Source organism: Cellvibrio sp. UBA7661 (assembly GCA_002483365.1).
Lineage (GTDB): Bacteria > Pseudomonadota > Gammaproteobacteria > Pseudomonadales > Cellvibrionaceae > Cellvibrio.
Genome location: DLHT01000005.1, coordinates 217,726 through 234,491, shown reverse-complemented (window position 1 = coordinate 234,491; position 16,766 = coordinate 217,726). Strand labels below are relative to the sequence as shown.

20 protein-coding genes are annotated in these 16,766 nt (G+C 48.9%); 7 read left to right on the top strand and 13 right to left on the bottom strand.

What is annotated here, in order from left to right; genetic code table 11:
* From yjgA to B2739_RS03535, 11 genes are all read right to left on the bottom strand, one after another.
* The gene (gene yjgA, locus B2739_RS03585) at nt 1-519 is read right to left on the bottom strand and encodes a ribosome biogenesis factor YjgA (RefSeq protein ID WP_331344503.1); all 519 of its coding nucleotides are present in this window, start codon (nt 517-519) and stop codon (nt 1-3) included.
* A gap of 106 nt (nt 520-625) precedes the next feature.
* The gene (locus tag B2739_RS03580) at nt 626-898 is read right to left on the bottom strand and encodes an HPr family phosphocarrier protein (RefSeq protein ID WP_331344502.1); all 273 of its coding nucleotides are present in this window, start codon (nt 896-898) and stop codon (nt 626-628) included.
* 31 nt (nt 899-929) lie between these two features.
* Complete coding sequence (gene rapZ, locus B2739_RS03575) at nt 930-1,799, bottom strand: RNase adapter RapZ (RefSeq protein ID WP_331344501.1); 870 nt, start codon at nt 1,797-1,799, stop codon at nt 930-932.
* A gap of 11 nt (nt 1,800-1,810) precedes the next feature.
* Nucleotides 1,811-2,260, bottom strand: coding sequence for a PTS IIA-like nitrogen regulatory protein PtsN (gene ptsN / locus B2739_RS03570; RefSeq protein ID WP_331344500.1), 450 nt, complete (start codon nt 2,258-2,260; stop codon nt 1,811-1,813).
* 96 nt (nt 2,261-2,356) lie between these two features.
* Nucleotides 2,357-2,647 (bottom strand): ribosome hibernation-promoting factor, HPF/YfiA family, encoded by a 291-nt coding sequence (gene hpf / locus B2739_RS03565; RefSeq protein ID WP_331344499.1) that lies wholly within the window; start codon nt 2,645-2,647, stop codon nt 2,357-2,359.
* 134 nt (nt 2,648-2,781) lie between these two features.
* Entirely contained in the window at nt 2,782-4,446 is a 1,665-nt protein-coding gene (locus B2739_RS03560; RefSeq protein ID WP_331344498.1) for an RNA polymerase factor sigma-54, read from the bottom strand.
* A gap of 204 nt (nt 4,447-4,650) precedes the next feature.
* Nucleotides 4,651-5,376, bottom strand: a complete 726-nt coding sequence (gene lptB / locus B2739_RS03555; RefSeq protein WP_331344497.1) for an LPS export ABC transporter ATP-binding protein — start codon at nt 5,374-5,376, stop codon at nt 4,651-4,653.
* A complete protein-coding gene (lptA, locus tag B2739_RS03550; protein ID WP_331344496.1) occupies nt 5,376-5,864 on the bottom strand; it encodes a lipopolysaccharide transport periplasmic protein LptA in 489 nt (162 codons plus the stop codon). The genes lptB and lptA overlap by 1 nt, the downstream gene beginning before the upstream one ends.
* 46 nt (nt 5,865-5,910) lie before the next feature.
* On the bottom strand, nt 5,911-6,522 hold the full coding sequence (gene lptC, locus B2739_RS03545; RefSeq protein ID WP_331344495.1) for an LPS export ABC transporter periplasmic protein LptC: 612 nt from the start codon (nt 6,520-6,522) through the stop codon (nt 5,911-5,913).
* Nucleotides 6,519-7,076, bottom strand: coding sequence for an HAD-IIIA family hydrolase (locus B2739_RS03540; protein WP_331344494.1), 558 nt, complete (start codon nt 7,074-7,076; stop codon nt 6,519-6,521). The genes lptC and B2739_RS03540 overlap by 4 nt, the downstream gene beginning before the upstream one ends.
* 36 nt (nt 7,077-7,112) lie before the next feature.
* Nucleotides 7,113-8,078 (bottom strand): KpsF/GutQ family sugar-phosphate isomerase, encoded by a 966-nt coding sequence (locus B2739_RS03535; protein ID WP_331344493.1) that lies wholly within the window; start codon nt 8,076-8,078, stop codon nt 7,113-7,115.
* Between the two features lie 278 nt (nt 8,079-8,356).
* Here B2739_RS03535 and B2739_RS03530 point away from each other — a divergent pair, with 278 nt between their 5' ends.
* From B2739_RS03530 to hisD, 5 genes are all read left to right on the top strand, one after another.
* Nucleotides 8,357-9,019 carry an ABC transporter substrate-binding protein gene (locus B2739_RS03530; protein ID WP_331344492.1) on the top strand — a complete coding sequence of 221 codons (663 nt, stop codon included), beginning with the start codon at nt 8,357-8,359 and terminating at the stop codon, nt 9,017-9,019.
* 149 nt (nt 9,020-9,168) lie between these two features.
* Nucleotides 9,169-9,432, top strand: a complete 264-nt coding sequence (locus B2739_RS03525) for a BolA family protein (protein WP_331344491.1) — start codon at nt 9,169-9,171, stop codon at nt 9,430-9,432.
* A 69-nt stretch (nt 9,433-9,501) separates the two neighbouring features.
* Nucleotides 9,502-10,767, top strand: a complete 1,266-nt coding sequence (murA, locus tag B2739_RS03520; RefSeq protein ID WP_331344490.1) for a UDP-N-acetylglucosamine 1-carboxyvinyltransferase — start codon at nt 9,502-9,504, stop codon at nt 10,765-10,767.
* A 28-nt stretch (nt 10,768-10,795) separates the two neighbouring features.
* The gene (gene hisG / locus B2739_RS03515) at nt 10,796-11,431 is read left to right on the top strand and encodes an ATP phosphoribosyltransferase (RefSeq protein ID WP_331344489.1); all 636 of its coding nucleotides are present in this window, start codon (nt 10,796-10,798) and stop codon (nt 11,429-11,431) included.
* 99 nt (nt 11,432-11,530) lie between these two features.
* Nucleotides 11,531-12,838: a histidinol dehydrogenase gene (gene hisD, locus B2739_RS03510; protein WP_331344488.1), complete on the top strand. Its 1,308-nt coding sequence runs from the start codon at nt 11,531-11,533 to the stop codon at nt 12,836-12,838.
* Between the two features lie 87 nt (nt 12,839-12,925).
* Here hisD and B2739_RS03505 read toward each other — a convergent pair whose 3' ends face one another.
* Nucleotides 12,926-14,047 (bottom strand): S1C family serine protease, encoded by a 1,122-nt coding sequence (locus B2739_RS03505; RefSeq protein ID WP_331344487.1) that lies wholly within the window; start codon nt 14,045-14,047, stop codon nt 12,926-12,928.
* Between the two features lie 129 nt (nt 14,048-14,176).
* Nucleotides 14,177-14,683, bottom strand: coding sequence for a YhcB family protein (locus B2739_RS03500; RefSeq protein WP_331344486.1), 507 nt, complete (start codon nt 14,681-14,683; stop codon nt 14,177-14,179).
* A gap of 127 nt (nt 14,684-14,810) precedes the next feature.
* Between B2739_RS03500 and B2739_RS03495 the strand changes: the two genes are divergently transcribed.
* A complete protein-coding gene (locus B2739_RS03495) occupies nt 14,811-15,491 on the top strand; it encodes an alpha/beta hydrolase (RefSeq protein ID WP_331344485.1) in 681 nt (226 codons plus the stop codon).
* A 105-nt stretch (nt 15,492-15,596) separates the two neighbouring features.
* A complete protein-coding gene (gene zapE, locus B2739_RS03490; protein ID WP_331344484.1) occupies nt 15,597-16,754 on the top strand; it encodes a cell division protein ZapE in 1,158 nt (385 codons plus the stop codon).
* Nucleotides 16,755-16,766 lie beyond the last annotated feature (12 nt).

Sequence of the window (16,766 nt, the reverse complement as noted above, 5' to 3'; positions counted from 1 at the left end):
TTAATCCTGCTTTTCCAGTTGGTCGCGGATAAAACCAAACAGTTTGCGCGCATTGGCGGGCGGCTTGTTTTCTTCGCGCTCTTTTTGCGCACTGCGGATCAATTGGCGCAGGTGCTGCACATCAATCCCGGGGCAAGATGTCACCAATGTCTGGAAAATCTGCTTATCACCTTCGATTAACAGGTCGCGGTAGCGCTCGACCTGATGCTGGCGATGCACATATTGGTCGCTGCGATTTTGCATTTTATCGACCGCTGCCTGAATTTCCTCATGGTTACCTTCGCGCATCAGTCTGCCGATGTATTGGATTTGACGACGGCGTGCATCCTTGAGTGGCATTTTGCGTGCGAGATAGATGGCATCCAATAGCTCCTCACTCAAAGGTAGCTGGGCCAACTGTTTTTCGTTCATGTTGATGAAACTTTCACCCAATGCCTGCAAGGCATGCATATCGCGTTTGACCTGCGATTTGCTCAGGATGTAATCATCGGGGTTGATATCGTCGTAGTTGTAAACCATAGCAATCAATGTCGGGGTGACAGAATCAATAAAAGGGGGCGCAGCTTAGAGTAGTTGCCGTGCAACAACAACCTCTGCGGTGGACATAAGATAAACAATAGGTGATTTATTCGCCTTCTTCAAAGCGATCAGCAATCAATGCGCGTATCGCATTTATTGCAGCTTCTGCATCATCGCCTTCGGCGCTGACTTGCAAACAGGTTCCGCAACTGGCAGCAAGCAGCATCAATGACATTACACTTTTGGCATCTGCCCAATTGCCTTCCCCTACTCGCGCCATAATTTTGGCCTGAAATTGGTTGGCCAACGTAGCGAGCTTGGCGGCGGCACGGGCATGGAGGCCGCGCTTATTAATAATGTCGAGAGTGTCAGTAAACATTGCCGGAGTCTGTGTTTGGTTCTTGGTAGTTTTAGTGTTTTTTGTGTTTGTTGATATCGCGGTGCCGCACTTGTACATCGTGAAAGCTTTTGTCGAAATGCGTTTGCAATCGCTCGGCCAAATAAACCGAACGATGCTGTCCACCAGTGCAACCAATCGCAATCGTAATGTAACTGCGATTGTTTGCTTGGTAGCGAGGCAACCAGCGTGTCAGGTAATGTTCAATATCTTCATACATCTCCTTGACGGTTACCTGCCCCTCCAAAAACGCAATAACCTCCGGGTCTTGTCCGGTCTGTGGCCGCAAAGTGGGCTTCCAATGCGGATTGGGCAAGCAGCGTGCATCGAATACCAGATCGGCGTTTACAGGTACTCCGTGTTTGAAACCAAAGGATTCAAACAAAATTGCCATAGTAGATTCGCTGCGGCCAACGACCCGTTCTTTCACCAGATCACGCAATTCGTGAAGGTTTAAATGACTGGTGTCGATCACTTGATCCGCACAGTCGCGGATGGGCTCCAATAATTGCTGCTCGGCATAGATCGCCTCTGCCAAACTGGTGTGTTTGTCAGACAGTGGATGTTTGCGCCGGGTTTCACTGAACCGTTGGATCAAGACAGACGGCTGCGAATCCAGAAAAAGTGTACGAAACGGTAGGTGGGCTTCCTTCAGGGTACTGATCATCTGCGGGAATATGGCAAGGTCCTGCCAAGCGTTGCGCACATCTATACCAATCGCGAAACGGTATTGGTCATCTTTATGGATCTGGATTTGCGCAACTAGCGCCGGCAGCAAGCTGACGGGAAGGTTGTCGATACAGTTAAACCCCACATCCTCAAGAACGTGGAGTGCTGTACTTTTTCCTGAACCTGAAAGGCCGCTGACAATCACCAGATGCATATTGAACCCGTTTACGTCATTAATGCTGCTTGGAAGAGCTCTTCATTGCTGGTTGCGGCACGCAAACGCTGACGGTAATCCGCGTTATTCAGTGCTGCTGCCAGTGCTGCGAGAGTTTGCAGATGTTCGCTGTGCGCATCTTCCGGCACCAACATGGCAAATAGAATATCGACAGGTTGGGAGTCAATTGCATCGAAGTCGATAGGATCGGCAAGGGTGATCAATGCACCAACGGTGCCGCTGCAATTTTCAACACGGCAATGGGGAATGGCGATCCCATGGCCAATGCCGGTTGAGCCAAGCCGTTCGCGGCCAATTAACCGGCGGAACAATTCGTCGGCATCAATATCGGGAATATCCTGTGCGATGGTGTTGGCAAGCAACTCCAGTGCGCGCTTTTTGCTGCCACCGTCTACACCACAGAGTGTGCGGGCGGGGGTGATGAGGGATTGGATTTGCATAAAAAAGTGATGCTGGGCATCTCCCTGATCGATGGCGACTGGTGCCAGTGGCAGCCAGTGCGCATCAGATGGTTAACGTCGGTTGCGCGCCTCGCGTTAGCGATGGCTGCGCATTTTCTCTTTGTGTTTAATCAATTGGCGATCGAGCTTGTCGGCCAAGGCATCGATGGCAGCATATAAATCTTCATGAGTTGCATCGGCGAATAGGTCTTTGCCACTCACATGGATAGTGGCCTCTGCCTTTTGGATCAGCTTATCTATCGAGAGTATGACATGGGTACTCGTAATGCGGTCATGATGGTTGCTCAAACGTTCCAGCTTGCTGGAAACGTAATCTCTCATTGAATCGGTAACTTCTACGTGATGACCGCTGATATGTATTTGCATAGATACTTCCTCTCGCTAGAAACAAAACGGTTACGGTTAGGTAACCTCGCATTACATCCATGAATTTTTTGTCCGAACTATTAAATGTACCTGAAACTTTTCAGTAAGTTCCCAATGTGATCATCTACATCAGATTAAATTGTTTTGCGCTCATTCGATGGCGGAATGTTGAGTGATTCACGATATTTGGCAATAGTACGACGCGCGACTTGTATGCCTTGCTCGGCGAGCAAATCAGTAATTTTGCTGTCACTCAGCGGTTTTTTGGGATTTTCCGCGCTGACCAATTTCTTGATGATGGCGCGGATTGCTGTAGAAGAACATTCTCCACCGCTGTCGGTGCTGACGTGGCTGGAGAAAAAGTATTTCAGCTCAAAAATACCCTGCGGTGTATGCATATATTTTTGTGTAGTGACTCGTGAAATAGTGGACTCGTGCATTTCTACAATTTCAGCAATATCGTGCAAGACCAGCGGTTTCATCGCTTCAGGTCCGTAATCCAAAAAGCCCCGCTGTTTTTCAACAATACAACTTGCCACCTTAAGTAGGGTCTCGTTGCGGCTTTGCAAGCTTTTCAGGAACCAACGGGCTTCCTGTAAATTGTCTTTGAGGAAGGTGTTGTCACTGCTGGAGTCTGCACGCTTCACCATGGAGGCGTAATCAGCATTGATCCGCAAGCGCGGCGCAATATCCGGATTTAGCTCCACAATCCAGCGGCCATCGCGTTTTTCGACAAAAACATCGGGCACAACATATTCTGTATCGCCACTGGCAATAATATCGCCAGGACGTGGGTTCAAACTTTGGATAAGCGCGATTGCCTGGCTTAATTCTGCTTCCTTGAGTTTTGTGCGACGCATCAACTGACGGTAGTCGCGGCTACCCAACACGGGTAAATACTGTTTGACGATTAATTTTGCTGGATCGAGGAACGGTGTTTTTTGATCAAACTGTTGTAGTTGTACCAGCAGGCATTCGGACAGGTTTTGGCTGCATACACCGCAAGGATCAAATTGTTGCAGGCGTTTTTGCACGGCAACAACTTCGTCCAGTTCCAGATCTTCGAGATCGCTACCCATCCCTTCAAAGATTTCCTCGATACTAATGGACAGCATACCGCTGGGTTCCACTGCATCGATAATTGCCATAGCCAAAATACGGTCCCGGTCTGACATTGGTGTCAGATTGAGCTGCCACATCAAATGATCGTAAAGGGAGTCAATAGCAGCGCGACGGCTTTCAAAATCACCATCTTCATTGTCGTAATTACCGGAACTGCTACTGGATGAGGCTTGATAGACATCATCCCAGCTTGTGTCCACAGGAAGATCGCTGGGAATGGAGTCGCTCCAGTCGCCACTATCGGCGCTAAAGCTTTCACCTTCGCCGTAAACATCTGTATCACCTATGGATTCACTTTCCCTGAAAGTGTCACCTTCGCCAAAACTATCGCTTTCGCTATAGCTGTTGTCGTTGTTGTAACTATCGGTGTAGTTATCGGTGCTCGTGGAGAAATTGTCGCTGGCAGTGAACTCTGCGCCGTTATCGGTACCGCTTTCTGCTGCAATTTCCAGCTGACGGTCATAATCCGATTTGTCTTGTTCGCTGCCTTCGTAGTCACTGTTTTGCGTGGGAGAATCGAAGCTATCTTCAACTTCCAACATTGGGTTGGAATCGAGCGCCTCCTGGATTTCCTGTTGCAGATCCAGAGTTGATAGTTGTAACAAGCGGATTGCCTGTTGCAACTGTGGGGTCATGGTCAGCTGTTGGCCGAGTTTGAGCTGGAGAGATTGCTTCATTGTACGGACGACAAACCCTTAAACGCAGGATGAAAAACATCGGTATAAGTGGAGTTTAGTCAGGGTTTGCGCCTCAAGCAACAAGCTTAAGCAAGCTTTATGCCTAATGTATAAAGATTGTTACTTGTCAAGTTGTTTGTGTGTGATTAAACGCGCGGACAATGGGCAGTTTGTAACACCGGAAATCTTATCGGGAAGTTGCAGTTAGAGGCGGAAATGCTCACCCAAATACACTTCGCGTACTTTGTTATTGCTCAACACGGTTTCGGCATCGCCTTCAGCAATGATGTGGCCTTCACTGACGATATAAGCTGTTTCGCAGATATCCAGGGTTTCGCGCACATTGTGGTCGGTAATCAATACGCCAATTCCGCGATCTTTCAGGTGGCGGACAATCTCTTTGATGTCGTTGACTGAAATAGGATCAACACCGGCAAAAGGTTCATCGAGCAGGATAAATTGCGGATCTGTCGCCAATGCGCGGGCAATCTCCACCCGGCGGCGCTCACCTCCGGAAAGGGCCATGCCCAAGCTGTCGCGGATATGGGTGATATGAAATTCGTTGAGCAGTGACTCCAGTTTTTCTTCGCGCTGTTGGCGGTTGAGATCCTTGCGGGTCTCCAGAATCGCCATTATGTTATCCGCCACGCTCAGCTTGCGGAAAATAGACGCCTCTTGTGGGAGGTAACCAATGCCTGCGCGGGCACGTCCATGAATGGGCAGCTGGGTTATATCGCGCTCGTCAATCAATACGGTGCCGTTATCGGCAGGCACCAAGCCGGCGATCATATAGAAACAGGTAGTTTTTCCTGCGCCGTTGGGGCCAAGCAATCCGACGATGCTGCCACTTTCCACAGTGATGGATACATCTATAACCACTTTGCGCTTTTTGTAGCTTTTGGCTAGATGGCGGGCGTGCAAACTGGGCATTACTGCGCATCCTCGGTTTTTCCGGCTTTGGGAGGGATCACAATTTCGATGCGTTGCCCTTCGCCGCCGCTACTACTGTTGCTGCCTGCGGCTTTCATTACTTCTTTGACTAAATCGTAATCAATGTGTGGGCCGCTCATTACCGCGCCGTTTTGCTCAACAGAGGCATCTTCAATCAGTACCAGATGTTCATTGCTGGGGGTGTAGGTAATTTGTTTGGCGGCGGCAGTCACTATGCCCTGGTCCTTTTCCGGTTGTTGCTGAAAGCGTGCCGGATTGCCTGTCGCAATCATTTTTTCAACGCTGCTGTCGGGATTGGTGTGAATCACAATAGAATCGGCTGAAATGACAAGTGACCCTTGCTGGATTTTGACCGAGCCGGTGTAAGTTGCCACTCCGTTTTTTTGATCTACTGTGAGGTTATCAGCAGAGCCGCGGATGGTTTCGTTTTTGTCGCTGGGTAATGCGAGGCTTGTGGTTGGGGACATTATTGCCGCCAACATGAGCGTCAAAGGAGGTAACCAATAGCGTAATTTAGCGGGGATCATAAACTGCCTTAACCTGGGATCTTAACTGAAGCCGACTTTGTGCCAGGTCGGCATCCATACCTAGCGCATCTATCTGACCTTTGGCGCTGCGCATCTTAACAGCTTTGTCGGTTTCCGCGAATTGTTCACTGGCACGCACTTGCAGCTCGCTAGTGGTGATTTGTATCAAGCCTTGGGTGGGGGTTTGCTGTTGGATGAGCACGTTATCGAGCAGGCGGATCAGCTCGCCATTAGCCTCGCTGCGCCCGGTATTGGCGGTAACTTGCCATGGCGCTTTGGTATCTGTGTCATAAAACATCATCACGGGCTGATCGATCAGAGTGTAGTCCTGAGCTGACGCGCCTTCTTGTTGCAGCTGGAAATGGGTTACTTGAGGTGTCGATAATTGGTAGTGAAGCTTGCCTGTGCGATCAAACTCGCGGGTTTCCACTTCTTTCATATAGATGTTGGGAAAGCTGCTCGTATCATATTCATAGCCGGCCAACTCTTCTTTTTGGCGCAATGAAAATGCAAAAAAACAGATCACCAATACAAAAGCCAGTATCCAGGGGCCGGGCACATATTGATGTATGCGATAAGCGCGAGTTAACAGGTTCATAGGGATGCGTCAGCCAAATAAGGTGCAAGTGCTGTATCGAATGTACCTTGCGCCTTCATGATGAGGTCGCACGCTGCACGCACGGCTCCTTCGCCGCCGCGCTCCCGACTTTGCCAGTGGGCGCGTTCAGTCACGCTGGAATGGGCATTCGCCACTGTCAGCGCAAGACCAACGCGAGTCATAACACCAAGATCTGGCCAGTCATCTCCCATAAAGGCAATCTGTTCAAGTGCTACAGGATGTTCTCGCAAAATGTCTTGTAGCGCTTCCCATTTGTCCTCGCGCCCTTGCACCAATATCGTTATGCCCAAATCGTTTGCGCGCCGGGCAACCAGATTGCTGGTGCGGCCCGTAATAATGCCGACTTTAACGCCGGTTTTTTGCAATGCTTTAATGCCTTGCCCATCTAATGTGCTAAACGATTTGAATTCTTCCCCCTGGTTGCCGAAGTAAAGACGGCCGTCGGTAAGCACTCCGTCCACATCCAATAGCAACAGTTTGATGCGCGCAGCGCGTTCATGTAATTCGGTTTGGTTACAAAAATCGGAGTTCATTCACGGGTGTCCAGATGCGGTGATTGGTTGAGCCAATCAAATAATGCCTGCGCGCAGCAGATCATTGATTTTTACGACACCGACAAGTTTTTTTTGTTCGTCGGTAACGAGTAAAACGTTAATTTTTGCTTGCTCCATTAACGCCAGCGCTTCGGCGGCCAGCGTGTTGTCGCGTAACATTTTGGGGGTGGTATTCATTAATTCGCCCACTGTGGCGGTGCGGATATCGACGCCTTTGTCGATGCTGCGACGCAAATCTCCATCGGTGAAAATGCCGAGCAAATCATCGCCTTCCATTACTGTTGTCATGCCAAAGCCTTTGTCAGACATAACCATCAGCGCATCCAGCATGGGGGTGTGGGCAAATACACGGGGAATATCGTCGCCGGTGTGCATGACATCCGTGACACGCAACAGTAGTTTGCGGCCCAATGCGCCTCCCGGATGAGAGAATGCGAAGTCTTCTGCTGTGAAACCGCGCGCTTCCAGCAGTGCAATTGCCAGTGCATCTCCCATGACCAGAGTTGCGGTGGTGCTGGATGTTGGGGCCAGATCCAGAGGGCATGCCTCATGCAAAACACTGATATCCAGATTGACTTCAGCCACTTCGCCCAAGGTCGATTGCGGATTGGCGGTCATGCTGATGATCTTTACTCCGGCGCGCTTTAATAGCGGCAACAAAGTAACGATTTCACTGGAGGTGCCGGAGTAAGAGATCGCAAGCACTATGTCATTTTTGGTGATCATCCCCAGATCGCCATGGCTGGCTTCGCCTGGGTGGACAAAAAACGATGGGGTTCCAGTGCTCGCCAGAGTGGCGGCGATTTTCTTGCCGATATGGCCGGACTTGCCCATGCCGGTGACAATTACCCGGCCAGCACAGTTCAAGATAAGTTCACAGGCGGTGGTGAATTGCTTATCGACCCGCGCGGCGAGCGAGGTAACTGCCTCCGCCTCCAGGCTGATAGTGCGCAATGCCGAGCTTACGTAATCATGTGTCATGGCAGGTTCCAAAACCGTTTCCAAAATGGTCAGCCAGTGAGAGGGTCATGGCTCACCCAAGGCATTTATGGCCTTGCATTATAACTTTCAAGAAAAACAAGGCGAGGGAAGTTTACGTCTTTTTTCCTGTTGCGGCTTATGCCTGTCATGCGCTCGATGCTATAGTTCGCGCCGCAAATCTGCTCGCTACGCCTCCAGGCTTAATAACTCGCCACGATCATAAACATCGCATAAAGAATGGCACCATAAGGAATTAGCGTTGTCCGAGTGTTGATTCAATGCCATACGGCTCAGTCGTTCTGTTTCAATTAATGGAAGGTTTTACGATGAAATATTTGCTCACCAAATTGTCTGGTGTTGTTCTCGGGGTATCGGTGTTGTTTGCGGCCAATGTTATGGCTCAGGCACCTTCAACTGAATCGCCAAAGGTAATTGTGGAGTCTGTCGCGCAAGAACTATTTGACTTGGTTAAAACCAAAAAAGCGTCCAATACGGCGGATGACGCATATTTCAAACAAGTGGAAGCTGCACTTGATGGTGTAGTGAATTTTCCGTTTATTGCTGCCTCGGTCATGGGGAAAGCCTACAAACAAGCTACTCCGGCGCAGCGTGAACAATTCCAAAAGGTCTTTAAAGACGGCATGGTTAAATCGCTTGGCAAAGGCGTTTTGGGGTATGCCGAGAGCAAGGTTGTGATTGCAGGTGTAGATGAAAGCAATCCAAATCGCCAAGTGGTCAAGCAAGAAGTGTCGACCGATGGCACGACCCACAAGTTGAACTACACCATGCGCAAAGAAAAATCGGGCGAGTGGAAATTGATTAACGTGGTGCTCAATGGCGTGAACCTTGGTCAATCGTTTAGCGGTCAATTCAAGGCGAGCCTTAAAAAGTACAATGGCGATATTGATAAAGTGATCGCCAATTGGTTGGTTGATGCCTAACCGGATCGGCAATCAGCAAATCGACAAACCCCCGGCCTGTGCTGGGGGTTTTGCTTTACAGGGCCGGATTTTCGGATGCGATATTGGCGACATTCCGGTAAACTTCGCGCCTCATTTCTGATCACAGCCCTTCTTAATCGAGTAACTCTATGCAAGCTGAACAAATCAAAGCGCTGATTGAAAGCCAAATCCCGGACTGCGATGTCAAATCGGTCGATGTCATGGGTGATCACATAGGTTTAGTGATTGTTAGCCCGGCATTTGCTGGTTTGACTCCTGTTAAAAAGCAGCAGTTGGTGTTGTCCACCCTGAGTGCGCAATTTGCTGACCGCAGCATCCACGCGGTGGATTACATCAAATCCTTCACGCCCGAGCAGTGGCAACAGCAGCAACAGCAGCAACAGCAACAGTAACGTCTCCGGCTTGGAGTCGGCATTGGTTGGCTCGGGTCTCTTTTTTCTCTTCTTTGTTTTCAGGGTTGTATGGATAAGTTTTTGATTAACAGCAGCGGTCCACTCACTGGCGAGCTGCGAATTTCTGGTTCCAAAAATGCAGGCTTGCCGCTGTTGGCAGCGACAATTTTGGCCGATTCCGAAGTGCGTTTGAGCAATGTTCCGCACTTGAAAGACATGACCACCATGGTGCAGCTATTGCGTACCCTCGGCCTGACAATTGAGATTCAGGGCGAGCATGTGGTTATTGTGGACCCCAATACCATCAACTCCTACACCGCGTCTTACGAGCTGGTAAAAACCATGCGCGCATCGATTCTGGTACTTGGGCCATTGCTTGCGCGCTACGGTGAAGCGAATGTGTCTTTCCCGGGTGGTTGTGCAATTGGTTCGCGCCCAGTGGATATCCACTTGCGCGGCCTTGAAGCCATGGGGGCGACTATCGAAATCGATGGTGGTTATATCCGCGCCCGCTCCAATGGCCGTTTGAAAGGCTGCCATTTCCTGATGGATATGGTCACCGTTGGCGGTACTGAAAACCTGCTGATGGCCGCGGTATTGGCTGAAGGCAAAACCGTACTGGAAAACGCGGCGCGCGAACCCGAGATTGTCGATTTGGCCAATATGCTGGTTGCTATGGGCGCGAAAATCGATGGTATAGGCACATCAACCCTGACAATTTATGGCGTTGATAAACTGCACGGTTGCGAATACAGCGTGATGCCTGACCGTATCGAAACCGGTACCTATCTGGTTGCCGCTGCAGCGACCCGAGGCAAGGTTAAATTGACCAATACCCGCGCCGATATTCTTGAAGCCGTGTTATTGAAGTTGCAGGAAGCGGGCGCGGATATCACCACTGGTGAAGACTGGATCGCACTGGATATGCACGGCAATCGTCCCAAAGCGGTTAGCTTGAAAACTGCTCCTTACCCGGCATTCCCTACGGATATGCAATCGCAATTTATGGCGATGAACGCTGTTGCAGAAGGTGTGAGCCATATTACTGAGACGATTTTTGAAAACCGCCTGGTGCAGGTGGCCGAATTGAACCGTATGGGCGCGCATATCGAGCTTGAACACAACACGGCGATTGTTACGGGTGTTGAGCGTTTAAAAGCGGCACCAGTGATGGCATCTGACCTGCGCGCCTCGGCAAGTTTGGTGATTGCCGGTTTGGTGGCGGATGGTGAGACCCTGATCGACCGCATTTACCACATCGATCGCGGTTACGAAGCTATCGAACAGAAATTCCAAAGCCTCGGTGCCAGTGTGCGCCGTGTTAAGGGTTCATAAGCGCAAAGGTATAAAAAAGGTAAAACCCATGAGTCAAACCCTGACCATCGCGCTCACCAAAGGGCGCATTCTGGAAGAGACATTACCACTGCTGGCGGCTGCGGATATTCGCCCGCTTGAAGATATGGAAAAAAGTCGCAAGCTGGTATTTGAAACTACCCAACCCAATGTGCGTTTTTTATTGTTGCGCGGTGCAGATGTTCCCACCTACGTGCAATTTGGTGCGGCCGATATGGGTATTTCCGGAAAAGATACCTTGATGGAAAACGGCGCTGAAGGTTTGTATGAACCGCTCGATTTAAATATCGCGCGCTGCAAATTAATGACTGCCGGCGTGAAGGGCGAATCCCTGCCAGCTGGTCGTATTCGTGTTGCCACCAAGTATGTGAATATCGCCAAACAATATTACGCATCCCAAGGTCGCCAGACGGACATCATCAAGCTTTACGGTGCGATGGAATTGGCTCCGATTATGAATTTGGCCGACGAAATTGTGGATATTGTCGATACCGGCAATACCCTGCGTGCGAATGGTTTGGAGCCGCGCGATTTTATTGCAGATATTAGCTCGCGTTTGATCGTGAACAAAGCATCGATGAAAATGAAACACGTACAAATCCAAAACATTATCGACCATATCGCCAAGGCAGTTGCAGTCGATTAGTTTTTTATGTCCTCAATTGCAAATGCCAATGTGCATTTGCAATTGATCAGCGGCATTATCAGTTCATCTTGTCTAACTCTGTGTCTAAAAGAGAATTCCATGTCTGACTCTATCATCACCCGTTTGGATGCAAGCCAAAGCGATTTTAATCAGCAGTTGGATCAATTGTTGGCCTGGGAATCGGTAAGTGATACCCGTGTTGCAGCAGTTGTCGATGACATCTTGCATCAAGTGAAAACACGCGGTGATGTTGCAGTGGTGGAATTCACCAATAAATTTGACCGTCGTGCAGCACAAAGCATTAATGATTTTGTTGTCACGCCAGCAGAATTACAAAATGCACTGACACAAATTCGCCCTGAGCAACGTGCTGCCCTGGAAGTTGCTGCTGAACGTATTCGCAGTTATCACCAGCATCAATTGCAAAGTTCATGGCGCTACACGGAAGCTGACGGCACTGTGCTTGGACAGCAAATTTCGGCGATGGAACGTGTAGGGTTGTATGTGCCCGGTGGTAAAGCGTCTTATCCTTCATCGGTGTTGATGAATGCGATTCCGGCAAAGGTCGCGGGCGTTGATGAATTAACGATGGTAGTGCCCGCGCCTGATGGTGAAATCAGCCCAATGGTGTTGGCAGCTGCAGCGATTGCGGGCGTGGATCGTGTCATTACGATTGGTGGTGCGCAAGCAGTTGCGGCACTCGCCTATGGAACGGAAAGTATTACCAAAGTTGATAAAATTGTTGGCCCCGGCAATATTTATGTTGCCACCGCCAAGCGCGCCGTATTTGGTCAGGTGGCGATTGATATGATTGCCGGCCCTTCCGAAATTTTGGTGGTGTGCGATGGTTTGACCGACCCCGATTGGATTGCCATGGATTTATTCAGTCAGGCTGAGCACGATGAGCAGGCGCAATCGATTTTACTGTGCCCGGATGCGGAATATTTAGATAAAGTTGAAGCATCCATTAAAAAATTATTGCCAACACTTGCGCGTGAAACTATTGCCAGTGTGTCGTTAAAAAATCGCGGTGCCTTGATTAAAGTTGCAGATATGGAGCAGGCGATTGCCGTGAGTAACCGCATCGCACCTGAGCACTTGGAATTGTCGATTGCTGACCCGGAAGCCTGGTTGCCGAAAGTGCGCCACGCGGGCGCGATTTTTATGGGGCGCTTTACCCCTGAAGCACTGGGCGATTATTGCGCTGGCCCCAACCACGTATTGCCCACCTCAGGTACTGCGCGCTTTTCATCGCCACTGGGTGTGTACGATTTCCAAAAGCGCAGCTCGATTATTATGTGCTCGGCATCGGGTGCATCAGAGTTGTCCAAAACAGCATCGGTGCTTGCGCGCAGCGAATATCTTGAAGCGCATGCGCGCTCGGCGGAGTATCGGATTATTGAGTGAGAAGATTGAATCAATAATTCAGTGTTGTGTTAAAAAAACGGGTGCAAAATTGCACCCGTTTTTTATTAATACAAAGCAATAATCTACTCAGGTTTTTGTGGGTGGAAAACCTGCAATAGCAATGAGTTCTTTGGGTTCACCGTTGCGTATTACTTTGAAAGTAATTTCTGCATTTGGTTGGATGTTGCGCAGGGAATTGCGCAGTGATGGTGCATCAAGTAGCGCAACACCATCAATATGTGTAATGACATCATCTTTTTGAAAGCCTGCTTTCTCTGCGGGGCTTTTGCTTTCAATGCCGGTCACAATCAAACCATTTACGCCCAATTCTTGAATTTGATCGTTGGTTAATGAATTAACTGACAGGCCTAACCAACCAGGCCGCACTTCGCCATATTCGATAATTTGCTGGAGGGAGTTCATCGCTTTTTCAGCGGGAACAGCAAAACTGATTCCAACTGATGCTCCGGTTTCATCCAGCATTGCGGTATTGATGCCTATTAAATTGCCATAGGCATCAATCAAGGCTCCACCGGAGTTGCCTGGGTTAATTGCGGCATCAGTTTGGATGAAATTTTCGGCGCTATTAATACCTAAATTCCATCGTCCGGTTGCGCTGACAATCCCTTGGCTAACACTTTGGCCCACACCGAATGGGTTGCCTATCGCAAGCACCACATCACCTACACGAATATGATTGGAGTTGCCGATAGTGATTGGATTTAAATTATCAGCGTTGATTTTCAGTACTGCCAAATCGTTTTCCGGATCTGTGCCTATTAATTCGGCTGATGCTCCTCGGCCATCGTAAAGCAGGACTAAAATTTTATCGGCACCATTCACAACATGTTTGTTGGTGAGTATGTGACCTTGAGCATCTACGATAACGCCAGAACCCAGCGTATTTTGCATCCGCTGTTGTTGTGGTGTGTTGGATCTATTGTAGAGTTGGCGATAAAGCGGATGGTTGTAGAGGTTTTGATAGCGTTGCAATACCCGTTTTTCGGTGTACACATTCACCACCGCGGGTGCTGCGCGGTTAACGGCATCGGCATAAGACACCATGCCGTATTGCACTGGCAAATTGTTAGCTGCTGGTAAAACGGCAGGTTGGCGCAATTGAGGGAAAAGTAAAAGTGCAAGTAGCGCAATGATAATGCCTGCGGTAACTGGCCAGCCAATAAATTGCAGCACTCGCTCTAAGGACATGCAAAACGTCTCCGTCGATATTTTTCAGGTTGCCTTTTACAGGCCAACAAAAACCCCGCGATGCGGGGTTATACAAAAGGGTTCGACGTCCTGTTCGCAACCGGGGCTATCAGTTAGCCCGGAAACTATTTAATAGCGATTGGCTTTACCATCAAAATCATAGTCATCTGCTGACTCGGTTGGCATGCTGACCTTTTCCTGTTGATCGTCACGAAGGTCATAATCATCGCTGAGCATTCCTTTTGCGCCGGGCGCTTTTGGAGCCCAGTCTCTTGGCGGTTCAATACGCTGCTCATTAATGTAGGCTTTGCTGTCCGAACCAAGATTGTTATTGGCTGAGTCCAGTATTTGACGGCTAATAGCGGGTGTGGCCAGTTTCAATGCGCCATTCGCCAAATGTTCATGAACATCGCGATAGGCATTGGTCAGGTTATTTACCAATTGTGAGGTTTGGGCAAAATGTTCGGCAACATCGCGTTGATAGCCTTGCAGTGAGCTCTCTGCTTCATGCAGGCGTTGTTCTATGCCGCGCCCCAGTAATTTTGTACGAAAAACATAAAGAGTCAGGGCACCAAGACCTGCACCTACCAACAAACAAATCACACCGGTAATAACGACAGCACTAAATGAGTACACGGAAATCTCCTACTAAGCATGGCTGTTTTATGGATCATTTGCAGCCGAAGATATTGATATCTCTATTATAAGTCCATTTTCTCATTAAAATGGGCAAAAATTATCGGGCTGTGCGTGGATGCACCTTATGGCGGGGCTACAAATGATTTTTCCGTTCGCAAAAGAAGAGAGTGTTTTGATTTCCGGGCCTGCCGGGCAGATAGAATCCATTGTTCATCAGGGTGATGAGACCGGCCATTTTGCGGGGCAAAACCTCTTGGTGGTTATTTGTCATCCTCATCCCGTCCATGGCGGCACTATGGATAATAAAGTGGTGACCACCTTAATGCGGACGTATCGCGATCTTGGTGTCCATGTTTTGCGATTTAATTTTCGTGGCGTAGGAAGCAGTGAAGGTCTTTTTGATAATGCTATAGGTGAGTTGCAAGATCTGCTTGCCGTGATTACATGGGTCAAGCAAGTCATGCCGGATATTGCGCTCTTGCTCGCTGGTTTTTCATTTGGTTCTTCTATTGCTGCACAAGCCTGTTATCAGGTCGATAATGTTCGACATCTCGTCCTGGTTGCGCCGCCAGTGGAACGTTATCCCTATGATCACAATGGTCGGTTTCCCTGTGCACTGGTGGTCATACAGGGTGATAAGGATGAGCGTGTGTTTGCTGAAGGTGTCTACACCTGGCTCGGAACGTTGGACAGCCCTAATGAATTATTACGCTATCCTGAAGCCGGACATTTCTTTCATGGCTATTTAGTTCAAATGAAAACGGATTTAACGAGAATTTTGTTGGAACAGCTTTCCGCTCTTTGACGCGTGGTTATGTAACTTAGACCCGTGGTTATGTAATTTAAATAAATAGCGCTACTGGTAACTTCTCATTACAGTGGTTGCCAGTGTTAATGAATCTGCCCGTATATGACAGTCTCTAATCTTTCCTCCCCTTCTTCATCTATCGTGCTCTCTCCTACGCAGCGCTACGAGCGCGATCTTGCCCGCCCGGATTTTCGTCATGATCCTGCGCAGGCCGCTGCAGTTGCGCACTTGCAGCATCTTTATGAACAATTGGTTGCTGCGTGGCGTGCGGAGCAGAAAGCGTCCGTTCTTGGTGCGCTTATAAAACGATTCATCAAGCCCAAGCAGCGAGAGTTAGTGCGTGGTTTATATTTCTGGGGTGGAGTGGGGCGCGGCAAAACCTATCTGATGGATAATTTTTTTGAAAGCCTGCCTTTCGAACAAAAAATGCGCGCACACTTTCATCGTTTCATGCGCCGTGTGCATGCTGAGTTAAAGCGCTTGGATGGTCAGAAAAATCCACTAAAAAAGGTGGCGGATATCATTGCAGCTGAAGCGAGAGTTATTTGCTTCGATGAATTCTTTGTATCAGATATTACTGATGCAATGATTCTGGGCACGCTAATGGAAGAGTTGTTTGCGCGCGGCGTTACTTTGGTGGCCACATCAAATATCGTTCCGGATGGCTTATATAAAGATGGGTTACAGCGAGCGCGCTTTCTGCCCGCAATCGATTTGCTCAATAAACATACCCTTGTGGTCAATGTGGATGGGGGAGTTGACTATCGTTTAAGGGCGCTGGAACAGGCTGAGCTCTATCATTCTCCTTTGGATGATGAGGCTGATAAGAGTCTGATGTGTAGCTTTAAAAGCTTGGTTTCTACCAATAGTGATATTCATGAGAATGCTGATTTGGAAGTTGAAGGCCGGATGATTCGTTCGCGCTATGTAGCTGAAGGGGTTGTCTGGTTTGATTTTGTTGATATCTGTGATGGCCCCCGCTCGCAGAATGATTACATTGAACTTGCGCGAGAATACCATTCCGTAATTCTGAGTAATGTGCCTGCTTTAGGGCGTGAAAAAGATGATCAGGCACGGCGCTTCGTCAATCTGGTTGATGAATTCTACGATCGTCAGGTCAAGCTGGTCATATCAGCTGCGAAGCCTTTAGTTGAATTGTACTCAACAGGAAAGTTGGATTTTGAGTTCCAGCGTACCGTCAGTCGCTTGCTTGAAATGCAAAGCCATGAGTATCTTGCCCGCCCTCATCGCCCGGAATAATCTGCCAGTAAT

Coding starts and splice junctions, on each gene's coding strand:
- yjgA (WP_331344503.1), bottom strand. CDS start 519: ATGGTTTACAACTACGACGATATCAACCCCGATGATTACATCCTGAGC.
- B2739_RS03580 (WP_331344502.1), bottom strand. CDS start 898: ATGTTTACTGACACTCTCGACATTATTAATAAGCGCGGCCTCCATGCC.
- rapZ (WP_331344501.1), bottom strand. CDS start 1,799: ATGCATCTGGTGATTGTCAGCGGCCTTTCAGGTTCAGGAAAAAGTACA.
- ptsN (WP_331344500.1), bottom strand. CDS start 2,260: ATGCAAATCCAATCCCTCATCACCCCCGCCCGCACACTCTGTGGTGTA.
- hpf (WP_331344499.1), bottom strand. CDS start 2,647: ATGCAAATACATATCAGCGGTCATCACGTAGAAGTTACCGATTCAATG.
- B2739_RS03560 (WP_331344498.1), bottom strand. CDS start 4,446: ATGAAGCAATCTCTCCAGCTCAAACTCGGCCAACAGCTGACCATGACC.
- lptB (WP_331344497.1), bottom strand. CDS start 5,376: ATGCCCAGTTTGCACGCCCGCCATCTAGCCAAAAGCTACAAAAAGCGC.
- lptA (WP_331344496.1), bottom strand. CDS start 5,864: ATGTCCCCAACCACAAGCCTCGCATTACCCAGCGACAAAAACGAAACC.
- lptC (WP_331344495.1), bottom strand. CDS start 6,522: ATGAACCTGTTAACTCGCGCTTATCGCATACATCAATATGTGCCCGGC.
- B2739_RS03540 (WP_331344494.1), bottom strand. CDS start 7,076: ATGAACTCCGATTTTTGTAACCAAACCGAATTACATGAACGCGCTGCG.
- B2739_RS03535 (WP_331344493.1), bottom strand. CDS start 8,078: ATGACACATGATTACGTAAGCTCGGCATTGCGCACTATCAGCCTGGAG.
- B2739_RS03530 (WP_331344492.1), top strand. CDS start 8,357: ATGCCATACGGCTCAGTCGTTCTGTTTCAATTAATGGAAGGTTTTACG.
- B2739_RS03525 (WP_331344491.1), top strand. CDS start 9,169: ATGCAAGCTGAACAAATCAAAGCGCTGATTGAAAGCCAAATCCCGGAC.
- murA (WP_331344490.1), top strand. CDS start 9,502: ATGGATAAGTTTTTGATTAACAGCAGCGGTCCACTCACTGGCGAGCTG.
- hisG (WP_331344489.1), top strand. CDS start 10,796: ATGAGTCAAACCCTGACCATCGCGCTCACCAAAGGGCGCATTCTGGAA.
- hisD (WP_331344488.1), top strand. CDS start 11,531: ATGTCTGACTCTATCATCACCCGTTTGGATGCAAGCCAAAGCGATTTT.
- B2739_RS03505 (WP_331344487.1), bottom strand. CDS start 14,047: ATGTCCTTAGAGCGAGTGCTGCAATTTATTGGCTGGCCAGTTACCGCA.
- B2739_RS03495 (WP_331344485.1), top strand. CDS start 14,811: ATGGCGGGGCTACAAATGATTTTTCCGTTCGCAAAAGAAGAGAGTGTT.
- zapE (WP_331344484.1), top strand. CDS start 15,597: ATGACAGTCTCTAATCTTTCCTCCCCTTCTTCATCTATCGTGCTCTCT.